The following is a 20,540-nucleotide window of genomic DNA, read 5'->3' as shown; positions in this document are numbered from 1 at the left end:
ATTTACTCGTCTGCGCCTGCATCAGTGCCTGAAGGATCATCTTGAAGTTGATCCAGCGCATCAGCACTCAGCTCAACATCGTCATCCTCAGGCTCCTCTATACGTGCCAGACCTACCAGTTTTTCATCATCACTTAAGCGAATCAGCATAACCCCCTGAGTATTACGACCCAAAACGGAGATTTCTTCTGTTCGTGTGCGTACCAGCGTACCGCGGTTACTAATGAGCATTACGCCATCACCACTAAAGACCTGAACAGCACCTGCCAGGGAGCCATTTCGATCAGTGCACTGCATGGCAATAACCCCTTGACCGCCACGGCCCCTGAGTGGGAAATCTTCAACCGCCGTTTGCTTACCAAAGCCTTTTTCAGATGCAGTCAGCACCTTGCCACCCTCCTGTGGAATCATCAGGGAGATAACATTAGCCTCTTCCGGCATTCTGACGCCGCGCACACCGCGAGCCGTACGGCCCATGGAGCGAACATCCTGTTCATTAAAGCGCACGGCTTTACCGGCACTGGTCACCAGCATCACATCGTCATTACCATTGGTAATGGCAGCACCTATCAAGTGATCGCCTTCAACGATATCCAGTGCAATCAGACCGGTACTACGAGGTCTGGCAAAACTCTGCAATGGGGTTTTCTTCACAGTCCCCTTGGCGGTCGCCATGAAAACGAAGCGGTTTTCGTCAAACTCTTTGACAGGCAGAATCGTGTTGATTCGTTCACCTTCTTCCAACGGCAATATATTCACCAGCGGACGACCGCGGGAGGCACGGCTGGCCGGTGGAATTTCATAGACTTTCAACCAGTAAACCTTGCCGCGGCTGGTGAAACACAACACAGTGTCATGCGTATTGGCAATCAACAGGTGTTCAATAAAGTCTTCATCTTTCATCGCAGTTGATGACTTGCCCTTGCCACCACGCTTCTGTGCCTGATAGGCATCGAGCGGCTGGGTTTTGGCATAACCACTGTGCGAAATTGTCAGCACCATGTCTTCTTCTGTAATCAGGTCAGCAACAGTAAGGTCCTGCTGTGAAGACATGATCTCAGTACGGCGCGGGTCGGCATATTCTTCAACGACAGCTGCCAGCTCTTCACGGATCACTTCCATCAAGCGCTCACGAGACGACAGGATGTACAGCAGCTCGGCGATTTTCTCCACCAGATTGCGGTACTCACCAATCAGTTTTTCATGTTCCAGCCCGGTCAAACGGTGTAAACGCAGGTCCAGAATAGCCTGAGCCTGAACTGGTGACAGGTAATACTGACCCTCACGCAGACCATACTGAGGCTCCAGATCCTCTGGACGGCAGGCATCTTCACCAGCACGCTCCAGCATCTCAACCACATCACCTGGCTGCCAAGGTGACGCTATCAGACGCTCACGCGCATCAGCTGGCGTTGGCGACTCTTTAATTAATTGAATAATCGGATCAATATTAGCCAGCGCTATCGCCAGACCTTCCAGGACATGACCACGCTCACGCGCCTTACGCAGTTCATACACAGTCCGGCGTGTGACCACTTCCCGGCGATGCAGGATAAAGCACTCCAGCATGGTTTTCAGGTCAAGCGTACGTGGCTGCCCATCCACCAGTGACACCATGTTGATACCAAACACACTTTGTAGCTGTGTTTGAATAAACAGGTTATTAATAACCACCTCAGGGACTTCGCCACGGCGCAACTCGATGACAATACGCATACCGTCTTTATCAGATTCGTCACGCAGCTCGCTGATGCCTTCCAGCTTTTTCTCTTTAACCAGATCAGCAATTTTTTCAATGGTACGGGCTTTGTTAAGCTGATAAGGAATTTCAGTAATGACCAGCATCGGCCGGCCATTACGTGGGTTATCTTCAACATGGTGGCGTGCCCGGACATAAATACGTCCTCGACCAGTACGATAGGCCTGCAAAATACCCGCACGACCATTAATAATTGCACCTGTGGGGAAATCCGGGCCTGGAATGAACTCCATCAACTCATCAACCGTGAGCTCTGGATCATCAATCAACGCCAGGCACCCTTTGACTACTTCACTGAGGTTATGCGGCGGAATATTGGTTGCCATGCCCACAGCAATCCCTGAGGACCCATTAACCAACAAGTTCGGCACGCGGGTGGGTAACACGGCCGGAATACGCTCAGTGCCGTCATAGTTATCAACAAAATCGACTGTTTCCTTATCCAGATCAGCCAGCAGATCATGCGCGATCTTGGCCATACGGATTTCGGTGTAACGCATCGCAGCCGCACTATCACCATCCACGGAACCAAAGTTACCCTGGCCATCAACCAGCGGTGCCCGCATGGAAAAGTTCTGTGCCATCCTGACGATGGTATCGTAAACAGCACTGTCACCATGTGGATGGTATTTACCGATGACGTCACCGACAACACGTGCCGATTTTTTGTATGGTTTGTTCCAGTCATTTCCAAGCTCATGCATGGCAAACAAAACCCGGCGATGCACCGGCTTCAGGCCATCACGTACATCAGGTAATGCTCGACCTACAATGACGCTCATGGCGTAGTCGAGATAGGACTGTTTAAGCTCATCCTCAATATTGACTGGCAGGACTTCTTTGGCTAGATCACCCATTCGCTCAGCGTTCCTTGATTCGGTATGCTTACACGCCGTTGATACGGCAGTTTATTAACGCGCTATTATACCATAAACACACGCTGACTCACCTCTGCTATGAGTGTTAGAATCAACTTGAACTGACCAATTGGAAATTAATTGACCATGAGCAACCCGCGCGCGCTGAACCTAGACCCTGCCGAGATTTCAAAATTTGAAGAACTGGCCAGTCGCTGGTGGGACAGAAACAGTGAATTCAAGCCACTGCATGACATTAACCCACTCAGAGTCGGCTTTATTGACCGCATTGCCGGGCTGGCTGGCAAACGTGTCATCGATATTGGCTGCGGCGGTGGCATATTATCGGAAGCCATGGCAAGACGCGGCGCTGAGGTTACCGGTATCGACATGGGCGAAGCCCCACTGAAAGTTGCCAAACTGCACGGACTCGAAAGCGGCGTTAAAGTTGACTATCAACGCATTACCGCTGAGGAGATGGCTATCAGCCATCCGGAGGCCTTTGATGTCGTCACCTGCATGGAAATGATTGAGCATGTACCTGACCCGGCTTCAGTGATCAATGCCTGTGCCAGCCTGGTAAAGCCTGGTGGACAAGTATTTTTATCCACGCTCAACCGCAATCCGAAAAGCTACCTGTTTGCGATCCTCGGCGCTGAACGTTTACTCAGACTGGTCCCCGCAGGCACGCACGATTTCAATAAATTTGTCCGACCTGCCGAGCTGGCTGGCTGGGTGCGTGACAATGGATTGCATATTACTGAAATGACTGGCCTGACCTACAACCCACTGACCCGTCAGTACCGCCTCGACCCCAACGACGTAGATGTAAACTACATGCTCGCCACTCAGAAAGTGACTCTGACATGACGCCAATTCAAGCCATACTGTTTGACCTTGATGGTACATTAGTTGATACCGCACCTGATTTTTTGCGTATCTGTAATCAACTACTCAAAGCCGAAGGTCGTCCAGCGATTGATTCTGCCCAACTAAGACTGACTGTGTCCAACGGCGGACGTGCCGTCATTGAAGGAGCGTTTGGCTTTAAAGATGATCACCCTGACTTTGAGCGCTTACTTGAGCAAATGTTGTCTCTTTATGAAGCCTCGCCTGCGCAGGATAGTCGGCTTTTTGCCGGTTTTGATGAGATGCTTGCCTGGCTGGATGAAATTGACATCCCCTGGGGCATTGTCACCAACAAACCCGCTCGCTTCACCCACAAACTGATACAACAACTGATGCTGGATACACGCTGCGCCGTCACCATCTGTCCCGATGATGTTAGCCGCAGCAAACCTGATCCAGAAGGGTTGCTACTGGCTTGCAAGCGCATTGACCGACTGCCAGCGAATACACTCTACATTGGTGATCACCTGCGAGACATTCAGGCTGGTCAGGCGGCAGGCATGCGCACTTTAGCTGCCGCTTTCGGCTATTTAGGTCCGAACGACCAACCGGAATTTTGGCGCAGTGATTTCTGCATTCAGGAATCAACCCAATTGCTGCCTCTGCTAAAATCACTGATACAACCGCATTAATAGTAATACACGCTTAAATAGGAGCACCAAGATTATGTTTGCATACAACGCGCCGACTGATCTGCTTAAAGACAGAATCCTTCTCGTTACCGGCGCTGGTGATGGCATAGGCCGCGAAGCAGCAAAACACTATGCAGCTCACGGCGCCACAGTGATTTTACTGGGCAGAACCCAGGAAAAGCTGGACGCGGTTTATGATGAAATAGAAGCTGCAGGCTATCCCCAGGCAGCGATCGTACCTATGAACCTGGAGGTAGCTACGGAGCATGACTATATCGAGCTCTGCAACACACTGCATCAGGAGTTCGGGCGTCTGGACGGCATTCTCCACAATGCAGGCATTCTAGGCGTAAGAACCCCAATTGAGAATTATGACCCGGTTATCTGGCATCAAGTTATGCAGGTCAACCTCAACGCTCCCTTTATGCTGACACAAACACTTATGCCTTTATTGATGGCATCCGAAGATGCCTCAATTATTTTCACCTCATCAGGTGTAGGGCGCACAGGAAAAGCTTACTGGGGGGCTTATGCTATTTCTAAGTTTGGCACAGAGGGATTGATGCAGGTACTGGCTGATGAGCTGGAAAACACGCCCAACATCCGCGTCAATGCTATCAATCCTGGCGGCACACGCACTAATATGCGGGCTTACGCCTATCCAGGCGAAAACCCGGAAACTCTGCCAACACCAGCGGATATTATGCCGGTATATTTATATCTGATGGGCCCGGACAGCAAGGACACCCAAGGCCAATCAATCGACGCACAAGCTTAAATGATGCGCAATGCTAGCCGTTAGCGAGCGTTGCGCTTGCCGACTGTGCGCCCACGGGGTTTTGCTTTTACTGATCTGACATCGCCTTTTCCAGCCACCGCATGCTGGCGCACACGCTGCTTACGAAAACGCCGCTCATCGGCATCCAACTGTGCCGGTGTTCGATCAAACGGCGTTTTATCAGCCTCAAGACCGACTTCAGCCGCGAGCATATTACTCTCTTTACGGCCCAGCTCACGCCAGGTACCTACTTTAACATCACTCGGCAGGAATACTGGTCCAAAGCGTACACGTTTCAGACGGTTAACCTGAATACCCTGAGATTCCCATAAACGGCGAACCTCACGGTTACGCCCTTCCATAAGCACACAGTGGTACCATTTATTAGCACCCTCGCCATCAAAGAAACGCACATCGGTAAAGCGCGCCATACCATCTTCAAGCAACACACCCTTAGTCAGTTGCTCAAGCATAGTTTCAGTGATCTCACCCAATACGCGTACCGCATATTCACGATCTATCTCAGCCGAAGGGTGCATTAACCGATTGGCTAACTCGCCATCGGTAGTAAATATCAACAAGCCAGTGGTATTAATATCCAGCCGCCCGACTACTATCCAACGCCCTTGTTTCAGCGGTGGAAGATTATCGAAAACAGTCGGTCGCCCTTCCGGATCATGACGGGTGCACACTTCATCCAACGGCTTATTATAAATAACAACGCGCCTGGGCGACTCTGATGCGAAAATCAATTTTGCAGGGCGCCCATCAACCATGACCTGATCACTTTCACCAACCCTGTCTCCAAGGCCAGCAAGGCGACCATTGATTGATACCCGACCTGCTTCGATCCAACGCTCCATCTCACGACGTGAGCCAACTCCAGAGCGCGCCAATACTTTTTGAAGTTTTTCACTTTCCATTGACGCTACCCTGATAACCTATCAAAAAAACCATTAAATCAATCTACACTCGGCAACTGATCTTTACTGATACCACGTTGCTGCATATATTCAGCAAACACAACCGGCGTTCTGCCACGACCCGACCACTCATGACGCTCACCCTCAGCATCAACAATATAATATTTAGCCTTTACTGTTTTCTTCGGTGCGACTTCAGCCAACTCAGACAAATCAGAAATATCCAGACCGGCTTCTTTCATTGCCAGACGAATCTGTTCAATTTTTTCAATGCGCTTATTTTCTTCCGCTGCTTTGATCGCTTCATCTTCCTTGCGCTCAGCAAGAATATCAGTCAAATCAGACAACACTTTTTCCACATCACCAACAGACAACTCCTGACACTGCTTTCTCAAAGAGTTTTTACGCATTAGCGTTTTGATAAAATCAGACATTTAATTAATTCCCATATTGATTATTGACCTGCTCATTATCTTCAGAAATACAACATTTGCAATATTAGACTAATAAAAACCCTATTTACATAAAAGAATTTATATTACCTGCACCTTCACGCGCTATTTCAGGTTCATCTCCAGTGAGGTTAATAACACTGGTGGCCTCCATACCACAAAAACCACCGTCTATTACCAAATCAACATGATGCTGCAAGGTATCCCGTATATCGTAAGGATCAGTTAAAGGTACCGTCTCTTCGGGCATTATCAACGACGTACTCATAATGGGTTCACCTAGCTCAGCCAGCAACGCTGCCACAATGAGGTTATCCGGAACGCGAATACCGATAGTACGGCGCTTTGGATGTAGCAAGCGCCTGGGTACTTCACTGGTTGCATTCAATATAAAGGTATAGGCACCAGGAGTATGCGCCTTCAACAACCGATATACGGAATTATCTACCTTAGCATAGGTGGATATAACCGACAGATCGCCACAGACCAACGTGAAATTATGCTTATCGTCCAAACGCCGTATTTGACGAATACGATCAACTGCCTTTTTATTTTCAAGACAACAACCCAGCGCATAAGCACAATCGGTTGGATAAACAATCACCCCACCCTCTCTCAGTATTTCAACAGCCTGAGTAATCAGGCGCTTCTGAGGATTTTCAGGATGAATCTGAAAAAACTGACTCACTACTACCTCCATCGCCGGCTAGCTCAAACCGACTTCCACATTAAAATTCACAACCAGCTTATTTAACAAATGTTTGTCATCGACATCTATAACAGGAAAACGACCCGGCGCAGTCCAACCAAACTCAGGTGAATGAAAATCACTACCCGCCGATACCAGGAACTCATATTGCTTAGCCACTTTTAACAACTCCCTCGCCTGATCAGGGTTCATTCCTGGATAGCCGACCTCAACTGCATCACACCCCCAGTCTTTCAACTCACCAAACAATAATCGTAGCCGTGTAAAAGTCATATTGTATTTGGTCGGGTGCGCCAGCGCTGCATAACCACCAGCATAATGAATGATTTTAATGACACGCTCAGGATCTGGCCACTCAGCTTTAACATCACCAACCTTACCCTGCCCCAAATAGGTATCGAACGCGGCTTTAGAAGAGGCAACATAACCACTTTGGATAAGTGCCTTGGCAAAGTGAGGGCGGCAAATACTGGCCCCGTCGGCAATAACGCGTGCTTGATCCAATATATCAGTTGAAATACCTTTTTTTATCAAGCGTTCTGCTATTTTTTCGGCACGTTTATCACGCACAGTAACTAACTCATGCATATACGCCTGTAGCTCTGAATTTTGCTCATTCAGGTTCAAACCCAGTATATGCAACACCTGCCTGCGCCACAGACAAGTAAACTCAGCCCCTGGTATAAACTGCACTTGCCGATTCGCTGCACATCGCCGTGCCTCAGAAATCCCTCCAAGCGTATCATGATCCGTTAACGCTATAATTTGTATGCCTTTATCTGCACACAAGTCTACCAGTGCAGTTGGAGTCAACACTCCATCCGAGGCATTACTGTGCATGTGCAGATCATATAACAAGGTGTATCTCCGAATTCAGGGTATAGATAAGTCCGAGCATCAATACAGACAAAACCAAAGAGCAACAGCCATAGAAGATAAAAATAATGCAGATTCTGATGCTCTATTATAGTGATATAATGACAAAAACGCCCGTCTAATATGGGGTTAAACAGGTCGTATCAATCAAAATACCGGAGACATACCATGTTCTATGCCATTATTGCTGAAGATAATGAAGGCAGTCTAATAAAAAGGCTGGAAGCCCGGCCCGCACACCTTGAGCGCCTGAAGCAACTCTGCGCCGAGGGTCGTTTGCTTATTGCAGGACCACACCCGGCAATTGACAGCGAAGATCCAGGCGAAGCAGGCTTTAGCGGCAGCCTTATTGTTGCCGAATTTTCTTCATTAATCGAAGCACAATCATGGGCAGACCAGGATCCATACGTTGCAACAGGTGTATACAAAAGAATTAGCGTCAAACCCTTCAAGAAGGTGTTGCCCTGACCTCAGGTATTTCTGCTATACTCTTCTGTGTAGAACTTAACCAAAGAAACGACACTTATTCTATGAAGTGCGTTTATCTTGGGTTAAGCTTTAGTATGCTTAAATTAAGCTGAGAAATTTAACTAAAAGACCTACATCCAACCTGGCACAAGGAAATGATGATGAAGAAAATTGCTATAGCTGCCGGCCTGGCCATGACTCTCGGCTTCTCTGCCGCTCAGGCTCAGGTTCCAGGCTACGCCGCAAATTCCAGCGATACTGTTTGGCGCACCAGCTTTGGTGAATGCTGGCAGACAAGCTCTTGGAGCATTGATAAAGCGGTTCCAGGTTGCGCTGGCTACGTCGCTCAAGCAGATGCTCCTGCTCCTGCTCCTGCTCCAGCACCTGATGTTGCTGGACTTGAGCGCAAGTTTGCACTCTACTTCGACTTCGACAAAACCAATGTTGGCGACATCTCTACCATTGTTAACCATATCGGTTCACTGGCTAGCGTTGAAAGCATTGAACTGGTAGGTCACGCTGACCGTATCGGTAACATGGCTTACAACGATCGCCTGTCACAGCGTCGTGCGGATGCCGTAGCCGCTGCACTGGCAAATGCTGGCGTTAACCGCAGCCTGATGAGCACTAGCTCTATGGGTAGCCGTTCACCAGTTGCTAACTGTTCTGGTCGCGGTGCTGAGCTGATCGCTTGCCTACGTCCTGATCGTCGCGTAGACGTTGAAATCAAAGGCACTCGTCGCACTCAGTAATAACTGATCGATAAGCGTCAAAAAAACCAACCTTCGGGTTGGTTTTTTTTCGCCTGTTATGGGTAAGAAAGCCACCCATCTTCTGCAGATGGGTGACCAAAACGCGCCTTCTATTTCAGCCAGGCACGCGCATTTCGGAACATACGCATCCAACTGGCATCTTCACGCCAGTCTTCCGGACCCCATGAATGCTGAACCGTTCGAAACATCCGCTCCGGGTGGGGCATCATAATGGTTACGCGACCGTCCGGTGTTGTAATACCAGCGATCCCGGCTGGTGAGCCATTGGGGTTAGCTGGATAGCGCTCAGTTACCTTGCCATAGTTATCCACATACCGCATGGCGATATCCGAGGATTGCTGCAAGCGCTGCAGGTGATCAGCATCACTGAACTCAGCACGTCCTTCACCATGTGCAATCGCAATTGGCATACGCGATCCAGCCATCCCCTGCAGGAAGATTGAAGGCGTCTGCTGAACTTCTACCATAGCCTGACGCGCTTCAAACTGCTCAGAACTATTACGTACAAAGTGCGGCCAACGCTCAGCGCCGGGAATCAACTCATGCAGATTAGACATCATCTGACAGCCATTACATACACCCAATGCAAAACTGCTTTGACGGGCAAAGAAGGCGGCAAATTCATCACGTGCACGGCTATTAAACAACACAGACTTCGCCCAACCCTCACCAGCGCCCAGTACGTCACCGTACGAGAAGCCACCACAAGCCACCAATCCCTGGAAAACATCCAGAGAAACACGACCGGAAAGAATATCGCTCATATGCACGTCTATAGCGGTGAACCCGGCACGATCGAAGGCAGCGGCCATTTCAACCTGACCATTAACCCCCTGCTCACGCAAAATAGCCACCTGCGGCCGCTGCCCTGAGGCTATATAAGGTGCTGCAACATCTTCGTTTACGTCATAACTCAGGGCCACATGCAAACCTGGGTCATTTCGATCCTGAATCTGCTCAAACTCCTGTTGTGCACACTCAGGATTATCACGCATCGACTGCAGCTGATAAGACGTTTCAGCCCAATAACTTTGCAACAAGGAGCGGCTTTCACTGAAAATTTCTTCTTCATCGAAGTAAAAATTAACCGAGTCATCCTCATTGATCGTACCAATAACACTGACCAGATCACCCAGTCCGGCTGCATTCAGCTCAGTTAGCACCTCTGCAGTGTGTTCACGGCGCACCTGAATCACAGCACCCAACTCCTCAGCAAAGAGTGCCGCTGCAATCTCATTCTGATCGGCTGCCAGCATATCCAGATTGATATCAATACCACAGTGACCGGCAAAAGCCATTTCTGCCAGGGTGACGAACAAACCACCATCGGAGCGGTCATGATAGGACAGCAGCCTACCCTGGGCATTAAGCTCTTGAATCGAAGCAAAGAAAGCACACATCAACCCAGGGTCATCCAGATCAGGAACCTGTCGTCCGACCTGATTATAGACCTGCGCCAAGGCAGACAGGCCGAGTCGATTCTGACCTGCACCCAGATCGATCAACAGCAGATCGGTTTCACCCTGATCCGTACGCAACTGTGGGGTCATAGTTTTACGTACATCTACCACCGGCGCAAACCCCGATACGATCAAGGACATGGGCGCGGTGACGCTCTTCGACTGATCATCCTCTGTCCACACCGTGCGCATCGACATGGAATCCTTGCCTACCGGAATGGTAATGCCCAGTTCAGGACACAGCTCCATACCCACGGCTTTTACCGTGTCATAAAGTTTTTCATCTTCTCCCGGGTGACCGGCAGCACACATCCAGTTGGCTGAGAGCTTAACATCACTAATATCGGCAATCCGCGCCGCTGCCAGGTTAGTCAGAGTCTCACCAACAGCAATGCGTCCAGAGGCTGGCGAATCAATCAATGCCAGGGGAGTACGTTCCCCCATGGCCATGGCTTCACCAGCATAGGTATCAAAGGAGGCCGCCGTAACAGCGCAGTCAGCTACCGGTACCTGCCAGGGGCCGACCATCTGATCACGTGCCACCAGCCCGGTAATGGTCCGATCACCTATAGTGATCAAGAAGGACTTGGAGGCTACGGCTGGCAGTTTGAGTACCCGTTCAACCGCTTCTTCAAGATCGATATGACTGGCATCAAACTCTGGCAAATCATAGTTAATGCGTGCAACACTTCGATGCATTTTCGGTGGTTTGCCAAACAATACTGACATCGGCAAATCGACCGGTTTAGATTCAAAATGAGTGTCATTTAAGGTTAGGTGATGCTCATCCGTCGCCTCACCCACCACGGCGTATGGACAGCGCTCACGTTCACAAATGGCTTCAAAACGTGGCATGTCCTGCGGACTGACCGCCAGCACATAACGTTCCTGTGCTTCATTACACCAGATCTCCAGTGGTGACAGACCGGGTTCATCATTATTGATGTTACGCAGTTCAAAATGACCACCGCAACCGCCATCTTTAACCAGCTCAGGAAACGCATTGGATAAACCACCCGCACCCACATCATGGATAAAAGCGATCGGGTTTCTATCCCCCAACTGCCAGCAGCGGTCAATCACTTCCTGACAGCGACGTTCCAGTTCAGGATTTTCGCGCTGCACCGAAGCAAAATCCAGATCAGCCGCCGAACTACCCGATGTCATAGATGAGGCCGCGCCACCACCCAGGCCGATCAACATGGCCGGACCACCTAAACAAATCAGCTTGGCCCCTACCGGAATCTCGCCCTTTTCAACGTGATCTTCACGAATATTGCCTAAACCACCGGCAATCATGATCGGCTTGTGATAGCCGCGTACTTCGTCACCTGCCGCACCGGGTACCTGCTGCTCGAAGGTGCGGAAATAGCCAGTCAGGTTTGGTCGTCCGAATTCATTATTGAACGCCGCACCACCAATCGGACCTTCCAGCATAATATCCAAAGCAGTCACAATGCGCTCAGGCTTACCGTAATCCGACTCCCAAGGCTGTTCAAAGCCAGGAATATTCAAATCCGATACTGTAAATCCGTTCAAACCAGCCTTGGGCTTGGCGCCTTTACCTGTAGCCCCTTCATCACGAATTTCTCCACCCGAACCAGTTGCAGCACCGGGGTGTGGAGCGATAGCCGTCGGATGGTTGTGTGTTTCAACCTTCATCAGGATATGAATCGGTTCCTGATGATAGCCATAAGCGGCTGAATCCGGGTCCGGGTAAAACCGCCCGGCGACAGAACCGCTAATAACGGCGGCATTGTCTTTATAAGCCGAGAGGACATTCTCACCACCCAGCTCATTGGTGTTACGGATCATCGCAAACAGGGATTTATCCTGAGCTTCACCATCAATATCCCAGCTGGCATTAAAAATTTTGTGACGACAGTGCTCTGAGTTTGCCTGAGCAAACATCATCAACTCCACATCGGTCGGATTACGCTTCAACTCGGTAAAGCTATGCAACAGATAATCAATTTCATCGCCTGCCAATGCCAGCCCCAATGTAATATTGGCGTTTTCAAGCGCACCCCGCCCCTCTGTTAACACATCAACCAGAGCAAGCGGACGAGGTGTTTCATGCCTAAACAGGCTGGCAGCCGTCTCCAGCGTGTCAACGACTGACTGTGTCATGCGATCATGCAACTGTGCCTGGATAAGGCTGCGCTCATTATCACTCAGTGCAGTATGACTATGAATATAGTAGGCTAATCCTCGCTCTAGCCGATTTATTTGCGTTAGACCACAGTTATGTGCGATATCTGTAGCCTTGCTGGACCAGGGAGAAATTGTTCCAGGTCGAGGAATGACCAGAAACAGCTCGCCCTCAGGATTTTCAGCCGTCCCTGTGGGGCCATAGCTCAGAATCCGGTCGAGCACGCCTTGCTCTTCGCTCTTCAGCGGAGCCGGTGTATCGGCAAAATGAATGAACTCAGCATACAGACCGGTTACTGAATCGGTTTGTGTCTGAAGGAGTGATAATAACTTATCACGACGGAAAGCCGAGAGAGCGGGTGCTCCACGCAGAACGAGCATGTCGATTTCGAGCCTCTTTTGGTACCTGTAACGCCAGGCATTAACAGCGGGAAATTAAGTGTATAGTTTACCCGAACAGGGGTATCCGATACCAGAAAAGCAAAGACATGATACCAACACAGAAATCTAACTACCTGCGCGAACTGCTGCTGACCCTATTGGTACTCGGCCTGACCTTTGCCGTCGTACTAATCAGCCTGAACAATGCCACGCAACTCAAACTGATCCAAAATCAGGGGAAACTGCGCGTAGGCACTATCAACAGCCCTATGACTTGGTACCTGCAGCGGGGAGATCCCGCCGGTTTTGAATACGAACTCAGCAAAGCCTTTGCCGATTACCTGGGTGTTGAGCTGGAACTTACGGTTAATCGCGATTACAACGAGCTGTTCAACGATTTGCAAGGACGCAGTGTACATTTTCTGGCCGCCAACCTGCTGGCTACCGATGAGCGCCGCCTGCTGTTCAAAGCCGGGCCAATCTATCGTGAAAGTAATTCAGTACTCATCCACCGACAACGTCAGGGCATACCTGCACCGCAAACGGCTGAAGACCTGGTTAATAGTCGAATAGGCGTATTACCCGGTACCAGTCATGAAGCCAGCCTACACAACTACATTTCCGGCATCGATTCAATAGACATCATCACCCCGACAGATGCTGACAGCATCGACCTACTGAGAGCCGTGCACGAAGGTGAGCTGGACTACACCGTGACGGACACTTTCTTTTTTGGCACACAGCGTTCTTTTTTTCCAGGCCTGCAGGAGGCCTTTGCCTTAGGTGAGCCCATCGCTGTGAGCTGGCTTTTGCCATTGCAAAAAGATCAATCCTTTATCAATGCACTCAATGATTTTTTTGCAGAGCCCGACACTCAGGCACTGATAACTGAACTGGAAGCTCGCTATTTCACTCAGGAAAATCCACTGAATTTTTTTGACACGGTATCTTTTCGAAACCATCTGACTGAACGATTTATGCCGCTTAAACCCTATTTTTCACAAGCAGCCGAAAATACCGGTTTTGCACTACCGCTACTAGCAGCCATTGCTTATCAGGAATCGCACTGGAATGCCGATGCCGTTTCACCAACCGGGGTCAGAGGCGTGATGATGCTGACTAATGCCGCTGCTAGCGAAGTCAATATTGAAGACCGCACCGATGCAAAACAAAGCATCCTAGGTGGAGCACAGTACCTGCTGAATGTTAAGCAGCGTATCCCCGAGCGCATCCCTGAACCGGATCATACCTGGTTCGCTCTGGCTGCGTATAATATAGGCTACGGCCATCTGGAAGACGCACGTCGACTGACACAGCAACTCGATGGCGACCCTGACCGCTGGTCCGATGTTCGTTCACATCTGCCAAAACTGGCTCAGGAACGCTATTACTCGCAACTCCGGTACGGCTATGCCCGCGGCCATGAACCCGTCCGTTATGTCGATAATATTCGTCGCTATATTGATGTATTTGAGTGGGAATACCAGTTACTGACTCGCGAAAACCAGGAACCGCCTGCCGAGGATGAGATAACCAACGGCAACAATCCAGAGGATTTCCGAGACATCAGCGAAAAAGTGCTAAGGAACTTTGCTCCGAGCTTATGATTCGCGCTTAGCTGCTCGCCGGGCCTTAAAAAAACCACTCAACTGCTCACTGCATTCAGCTGCCAGAACACCCGCCGTCACAGCCGGACGATGATTCACATGTGCCAAATCAAAGCTATGGAGCTGGCTGACTACAGCCCCCGCTTTAGGCTCAGTTGCAGCGAAAATAAGCCGCTCTATGCGCGCATGGATCATCGCCCCAGCACACATCATGCAGGGCTCCAGCGTGACGTAGAGTTCAGCACCCGGCAAACGGTAATTACCCACCCGCAAGGCCGCTTCACGCAGGGCAATAATTTCAGCATGCGCACAGGGGTCATGCGCACCAATCGGCTGGTTGAAACCCGCACCGGCCACCTCTCCATCCAGTACCACCAACGCACCCACTGGCACTTCACCTAGATCTGCCGCCTGTTGAGCCAACTCAAGCGCCTTTTTCATCCAGTCTATATCAGCCTGATCGGTCACGGCCTGCGTTACTCCCACTCAATTAGTAAACGGATCACATAATATCAGAGTTACACACATGCCAGCGACAGCCGGGTGCCGCTACATTGAGGCCGGCTCAATCCATACCTCCCTACACAACAACCCATCAACCAAAAAAACGTTAATGATAATCATTTGTTCCTATGATCAATTCTGTGCAAAAATACCTGCCTATATTCTGTGAACTAGAGAAACTCTCCATGCTGGACAACGCTCTGGATCCATCAGCAACATCGAAGGCGTCCATAAACCAAGCCTGCAACTGGTTGGCCAGACTATGGGCAGATGACGCCACAGAAAAAGATCACGCAGCCTGTCTGGCCTGGCGCCAGTCAGCGCCCGAAAATGAACAGGCCTGGCAACAGGTGCAAAAGCTACAACAGCGATTCCGTGCCCTACCCGACCCGGAAGCTGGCAGCAAATTATTAAGGCAGACAAAATCCATTTCACGCCGCCAGTTCTTAACCTATGCAAGTGTTAGCACAGGTTTGGGACTATTGGCCACAGAACACTTCCGCTCCAACTTCTTATCTACAACGGACTACGCTACCAACAAAGGTGAAATCCAGAAAACCCTATTGGCCGACGGCACTCGTCTGTTTATCAACACATCAACCCGTGTTGATATTAATTTTAATCAGCAAAAACGTGAAATACACCTGCATGAAGGCGAAGTCTATATTGAAACTGCACCACACCACCTGCCGCTAACCCTCGTCTCACAAGAGGGTACTCTACGACCACTGGGTACACGCTTTTCGGTAAGACTTATGGACCAACAAGCTCGACTGGCCGTTTACGAAGGTCGAGTAGAGATTCAACCAGCACAGTCAGATAAAACAACCATTATTGAATCTGGCCTGGGCGCCGACTTCACGCGCTTTAGCCTGATAGATAACCACACTATAGATGCTGCCAACATGGCATGGACTTCACGTAAACTGGCTGTCTCTAGCATGCCATTAGTAGAATTTATCCAGGAACTCTCTCGTTACCGGCCAGGTAAATTAAGGGTAAGTCCAGAAGTGCCCTCACTCACCGTAACCGGCATATTTTCGTTGCAAGACACAGATCGCATCCTCATGCAACTGACAGAAATACTCCCCGTAAAACTGCATTTTTTCACACCCTACTGGGTCACCCTGCTACCGGCTTAATCTGTACAACAGAGGTAAAGAAGTACAGTAATGGTGATTGTGCCATTTCATTTAATACGAATATAAATCATTTAGTTTTATTTTACGGATTTTTAATTCTCATTCGGTATACAAGTTAACACTGCATAAGTAACCGAAGGAGCCCGTATGTTGTCGCAACCCTTTTCACGACTGAACGTCATCCTAATCAGCTTGTCTCTGGCAGGCATCACCCCTTTTTACGCCTTACCGATTGCGGCTCAAACCACGGTATCAACCGTGCAAACCTTTAACATCCCAGCAGGAAATTTCGACCAAGTACTGAACCGTTTTGGGTTGGAAGCTGGCCTGGAGCTTTATCTGGATGGTGCCCTGCTGCAAGGACAAACCAGTCCAGGGCTTCAGGGACAATACACCGCGCATGAAGGGTTGCGCCGCTTATTAGCTGACACAGGGCTTGTAGCCATTCAACAAGCCGATGGTGCTTACCGTGTTGGTTCGGCCACAGCCGTGCAGCAGCAACACAGCCTAGCTGACACTGACAACGCCGATGCTGTACAACTGGATGCGATTAATGTGTTTGGCAGCGGTTTTGCCTTTACCCGAGATGAGCAGGGACACAACGAAGTGTATGATCTGGATACCTCCACCAGTTATCTCGGCAAGGTCGAAATCGAACGCTACAAAGGCACCACTCCATCCGACTTGTTGCAAGGTATCCCCGGTGTATTCAGTGGTGAGGCCCGCAACAGCGGTGCACTAGACCTGAATATTCGTGGCATCCAAGGCCCCGGCCGTGTTCCTGTAACCATAGATGGCACCGAACAGGCCCTAACGGTTTGGCGCGGCTACAACGGGGCTACCAACCGCAACTACATTGATCCCAACCTGATCAGTAATGTGCAAATTTACAAAGGCTCTGGCGTGGTACGCGATGTAGACACTGGCGTCGGCGGCGCCATGGTGGTGAACACACTCAGTGTCAATGATATCGTTAAACCAGGTGAAGATTTTGGGCTGGAATTTAAAGTCGAAGGCAGCAGCAATGCGGTGAAAGAACGGATTCCAGCACTGAGTACTGGCGAAGATTACCGTAATGTTCCTACCTACCCTCAAACTAACCCCAGTCTTGCCACAAATGACGATTCTTTTGTTCTCACTCCCAATTCCGGTGGTGGCGGTTATAACGCACTGTCTGGTGAAGACTATGCCTACCGGCTTGCCATAGGCAAAAAGACCGATGTAGTCGATTTTATGGCCGCTTATGCCTACCGTGAACGTGGCAATTATTATGCTGGTAATAACAACATAGACTATTACAACACACCCATGGAAGACGCCGAGCGTGATTATATCACCTCAATGGCGCAGTTCTGGCAACCCGGCGATGAGGTGTTAAACACCTCCAGCCAGATGGAATCCTGGTTGTTAAAATCCACCTTCCATCTGACTGACGATCAGGAGCTAGAACTGGGATATCGCGATTCATCCTCTACCTATGGCGAAATCATGCCATCGCGTATCAGTCGGTTCAGACGCGGCACTGTGCAATGGCCATTAAGTCATGTAGATGCCCAAGCTTACAACCTGAAATACACCTACAAGCCAGAAAGCAACCAATGGGTAGACTTCCATGCCAATATTTGGCGTACCGATACAGAAAGTGAAACTTACAGCAAAGGCGGTTTCCCGAACTACACCGATTACAATCCAAACACAGGAACAGGTGATCCTATATTACGCAATACAGCCGTAACACAAGCCAGGCATCTTCGTAACGGGATAACTGCCAGTAACAAAATGACCTTGACGGACACACTGGATTTAACACTTGGCGGTAAATTCCAGTATGAGAAGCTGCGTTCTAATGATGACTACGACAGCGAGCTAAACGCCATGATTCCCAGAGCTGGCCGCAGGAACAACTGGGAGGGCGACTTTAGTCTGAATTGGAAGCCAACCCGTTTTCTGGAGTTTAACGGTGGCATGCGCTACACCTCTTACTGGGCCTTTGATGATTTCCTTAGTAAACATGAAGGCGAGATCACAACACAACAGCTTCAACACTACAACGTGGAGTATGAGGTACGCCGCAATTTTGCCAATGAACAGGAAAAGGAGGATTGGATACGAAATACAGAGCCCTTTCAAAACTATCAGATTTTAGTTGATATGGGAGTCTGGACTCAGGCGTTTGTTGACAACCTACTAGCTGATCAGCTTGCGACCACTCCAGACTATTATGATGAATCTACCACTGTAGCCTGGAATCCTGATAACGACGGTAACTATGATCGGGCGAACAACCCCTGTCTCAATGGTTCCCTGGATGAAGTGGAGGTCACCAATTGTCGAGTAATTGCTCAACGTGAACTAGTTGAAGGCAAAGCCAAAGACAATAAAGACCATGGCTGGGTGCCACACCTTGGAGTCACCGCCCACATCAATGATTACAGTCGTGTCTACTTCCGCTATAGCGAAGATTTACGCTTCCCCAGCCTGTTTGAAAGCACCATCGGCTTTTCAGCTTCGCTGAGTCAGTATGACTTGAAACCCGAACATAATCGCACATGGGAACTCGCCTATGTGCATAACCTAGCCCAGTGGTTACCCAAAGCAGAAGTTGCTGATTTCAAAGTCGCTTATTACCAAAGCCTGACTCGTGATGTTATTGAACGTGACAACGACTTCCGCTTCGACAATATTGAAAAACAAACTATTCGCGGGATTGAGCTGAGTGGTCGCTATGACAATGGCCGTTTCTTCACCGATATAGGCCTTAATTACCAGCTGGAAAACGAAGTATGTGATGAAAGTCTGGCTGCACAAATTTCTAACAACGATATAGCTAGAGCACAGTCAGACCCTGTTCCAAAATGCATGAAATACGGCTTCCCCAGTGGTTATTTACTCACACAGGCCACACCAGAGCTTTCAGCAAATCTATCTGTCGGAGGGCGGTTTTTCAATCGAAAACTGGAGCTTGGTAGCCGGATTACCTACTACAAAGAATACGAAAACAAGGACCTGGAGTGGTATGAATCCAATTCAGCTAGCAATGCCACAACAGGTTACGTTTATTTCTTCAACATTCCATTCAGCTGGGGTAATACCACACTGCTGGATGCCTATGCCCGCTATAACGTTAACGATGATATCAGCATAGAACTGGTCGGTACGAATTTAACTGACCAGTATTACGTTGATCCAGCCACTCGCTCAGCAGTAGCCGCCCCCGGACGCTCAATAAGATTAGGTTTGACCGCAAGGTTCTGAAACCAAGTGGTCAATGACAGGGAAGATGCTACTGGGAAAAGGGAAGTTGCCACACTCAAGCTGTAATCATGTAATACAAAGGAGATTTACCATGTACAAATCACAACTTTTTTTAGCAATAGCCGCCACTCTAGTCGTATCAGGTGCTGCCAATGCATTTGATGGCGACTCAAGCAACACAAGTAATGTAGCTGTTGGTGTATCAACAGTTAATGCACCTCCCTTCCATTATCCCAATAGAGCTGGCATCGCTGTAAACTCATCAGGGCTGACAAATTTTGTGGATTTTGAAAGTTTGAAAAACTACGGAAGTTCAAATAACAGCACTGTGGATTGGGGAACACATACTGTTTACGAATTGAACTTCCCTTACACCGGCGCACCAGAGGATCATGACAATCTGGGCGTATTTTCCTTTGCTCAAGCGGGTGATGGTGATGTCTGGTTTGGAGAATGGTCTGCATATGGCACCAGTGATGCAACTCGTACCGTATATTACTCAGGTTTAAACGAGGATACCTCTATCCCCGGTTCTATTTCTGTACCCGTAGAAGCCACCTATAACGTAGTCGGAATCAATAATTATGATCCAACTAGCGGCGGCAATCTATTATCTGGTCAATTTGATGCTACGTTCTACGGTGTCACTGGAACTTTGACAGGTGATATTGAAAATGCAAGTGGCTTCAATATCAATATTGGCAACGCAACTATATCTGCAACAGCAGTCATTTCAAGCTCTAATGCTGTAGCGTCTGACACCGGTGGTACTTTGGCTTCCAGCGGAACTGTTTCGGGTCGCTTTTTCAATAGCTATGCAGATCTGGCAGGTATTGTTGACTTCTCCGGTACACAGTACGACACAGCCTTTGGTGGCTCAGTCGCTGATTAAGTTAACCACTTAA

At 49.3% G+C, this 20,540-nt stretch carries 16 protein-coding genes; 9 read left to right on the top strand and 7 right to left on the bottom strand.

Features of this window, described 5'->3' with window-relative positions:
- Positions 1-2: 2 nt before the first annotated feature.
- Positions 3-2,615 (bottom strand): DNA gyrase subunit A, encoded by a 2,613-nt coding sequence (gyrA, locus tag F5I99_RS03830; RefSeq protein ID WP_151053729.1) that lies wholly within the window; start codon positions 2,613-2,615, stop codon positions 3-5.
- Between the two features lie 147 nt (positions 2,616-2,762).
- Between gyrA and ubiG the strand changes: the two genes are divergently transcribed.
- The 3 genes from ubiG to F5I99_RS03815 are packed head-to-tail and all read left to right on the top strand — an operon-like array spanning position 2,763 to position 4,934.
- Complete coding sequence (gene ubiG / locus F5I99_RS03825) at positions 2,763-3,485, top strand: bifunctional 2-polyprenyl-6-hydroxyphenol methylase/3-demethylubiquinol 3-O-methyltransferase UbiG (RefSeq protein WP_151053728.1); 723 nt, start codon at positions 2,763-2,765, stop codon at positions 3,483-3,485.
- Positions 3,482-4,156: an HAD family hydrolase gene (locus F5I99_RS03820; RefSeq protein WP_151053727.1), complete on the top strand. Its 675-nt coding sequence runs from the start codon at positions 3,482-3,484 to the stop codon at positions 4,154-4,156. Before ubiG ends, F5I99_RS03820 begins: the two co-directional genes overlap by 4 nt.
- A gap of 34 nt (positions 4,157-4,190) precedes the next feature.
- Positions 4,191-4,934 (top strand): YciK family oxidoreductase, encoded by a 744-nt coding sequence (locus F5I99_RS03815; protein ID WP_151053726.1) that lies wholly within the window; start codon positions 4,191-4,193, stop codon positions 4,932-4,934.
- A gap of 20 nt (positions 4,935-4,954) precedes the next feature.
- Here F5I99_RS03815 and rluB read toward each other — a convergent pair whose 3' ends face one another.
- The 4 genes from rluB to F5I99_RS03795 all read right to left on the bottom strand — a co-directional run bounded on the left by rluB (position 4,955) and on the right by F5I99_RS03795 (position 7,876).
- Positions 4,955-5,857 (bottom strand): 23S rRNA pseudouridine(2605) synthase RluB, encoded by a 903-nt coding sequence (rluB, locus tag F5I99_RS03810; protein ID WP_151053725.1) that lies wholly within the window; start codon positions 5,855-5,857, stop codon positions 4,955-4,957.
- 38 nt (positions 5,858-5,895) lie between these two features.
- Positions 5,896-6,291 (bottom strand): H-NS histone family protein, encoded by a 396-nt coding sequence (locus F5I99_RS03805; RefSeq protein WP_151053724.1) that lies wholly within the window; start codon positions 6,289-6,291, stop codon positions 5,896-5,898.
- An 85-nt stretch (positions 6,292-6,376) separates the two neighbouring features.
- Positions 6,377-6,997 carry an L-threonylcarbamoyladenylate synthase gene (locus F5I99_RS03800; protein ID WP_151053723.1) on the bottom strand — a complete coding sequence of 207 codons (621 nt, stop codon included), beginning with the start codon at positions 6,995-6,997 and terminating at the stop codon, positions 6,377-6,379.
- A gap of 18 nt (positions 6,998-7,015) precedes the next feature.
- Positions 7,016-7,876, bottom strand: coding sequence for a PHP domain-containing protein (locus F5I99_RS03795; RefSeq protein ID WP_225307542.1), 861 nt, complete (start codon positions 7,874-7,876; stop codon positions 7,016-7,018).
- Between the two features lie 186 nt (positions 7,877-8,062).
- Between F5I99_RS03795 and F5I99_RS03790 the strand changes: the two genes are divergently transcribed.
- Entirely contained in the window at positions 8,063-8,362 is a 300-nt protein-coding gene (locus F5I99_RS03790; RefSeq protein ID WP_151053721.1) for a YciI family protein, read from the top strand.
- A 155-nt stretch (positions 8,363-8,517) separates the two neighbouring features.
- Positions 8,518-9,114 carry an OmpA family protein gene (locus F5I99_RS03785; RefSeq protein WP_225307541.1) on the top strand — a complete coding sequence of 199 codons (597 nt, stop codon included), beginning with the start codon at positions 8,518-8,520 and terminating at the stop codon, positions 9,112-9,114.
- 110 nt (positions 9,115-9,224) lie between these two features.
- Here the strand turns inward: F5I99_RS03785 and purL are convergent, their stop codons facing one another.
- Positions 9,225-13,127 carry a phosphoribosylformylglycinamidine synthase gene (gene purL / locus F5I99_RS03780; protein WP_151053720.1) on the bottom strand — a complete coding sequence of 1,301 codons (3,903 nt, stop codon included), beginning with the start codon at positions 13,125-13,127 and terminating at the stop codon, positions 9,225-9,227.
- A gap of 107 nt (positions 13,128-13,234) precedes the next feature.
- Here purL and mltF point away from each other — a divergent pair, with 107 nt between their 5' ends.
- Complete coding sequence (gene mltF, locus F5I99_RS03775) at positions 13,235-14,734, top strand: membrane-bound lytic murein transglycosylase MltF (protein WP_151053719.1); 1,500 nt, start codon at positions 13,235-13,237, stop codon at positions 14,732-14,734.
- Here mltF and tadA read toward each other — a convergent pair.
- A complete protein-coding gene (gene tadA / locus F5I99_RS03770) occupies positions 14,729-15,202 on the bottom strand; it encodes a tRNA adenosine(34) deaminase TadA (RefSeq protein ID WP_225307540.1) in 474 nt (157 codons plus the stop codon). The genes mltF and tadA overlap by 6 nt on opposite strands.
- A 221-nt stretch (positions 15,203-15,423) precedes the next feature.
- Between tadA and F5I99_RS03765 the strand changes: the two genes are divergently transcribed.
- The 3 genes from F5I99_RS03765 to F5I99_RS03755 all read left to right on the top strand — a co-directional run bounded on the left by F5I99_RS03765 (position 15,424) and on the right by F5I99_RS03755 (position 20,527).
- Positions 15,424-16,380: a FecR domain-containing protein gene (locus tag F5I99_RS03765; RefSeq protein ID WP_225307539.1), complete on the top strand. Its 957-nt coding sequence runs from the start codon at positions 15,424-15,426 to the stop codon at positions 16,378-16,380.
- Between the two features lie 147 nt (positions 16,381-16,527).
- Positions 16,528-19,635: a TonB-dependent receptor gene (locus F5I99_RS03760; protein WP_151053718.1), complete on the top strand. Its 3,108-nt coding sequence runs from the start codon at positions 16,528-16,530 to the stop codon at positions 19,633-19,635.
- A 91-nt stretch (positions 19,636-19,726) separates the two neighbouring features.
- A complete protein-coding gene (locus tag F5I99_RS03755; RefSeq protein ID WP_151053717.1) occupies positions 19,727-20,527 on the top strand; it encodes a Slam-dependent surface lipoprotein in 801 nt (266 codons plus the stop codon).
- Positions 20,528-20,540: the final 13 nt, after the last annotated feature.

The organism is Nitrincola iocasae, from assembly GCF_008727795.1.
Taxonomy (GTDB): domain Bacteria; phylum Pseudomonadota; class Gammaproteobacteria; order Pseudomonadales; family Balneatricaceae; genus Nitrincola; species Nitrincola iocasae.
Note: the sequence above shows the minus strand (reverse complement) of the source record. Positions and strands in the feature narration are given on the sequence as shown.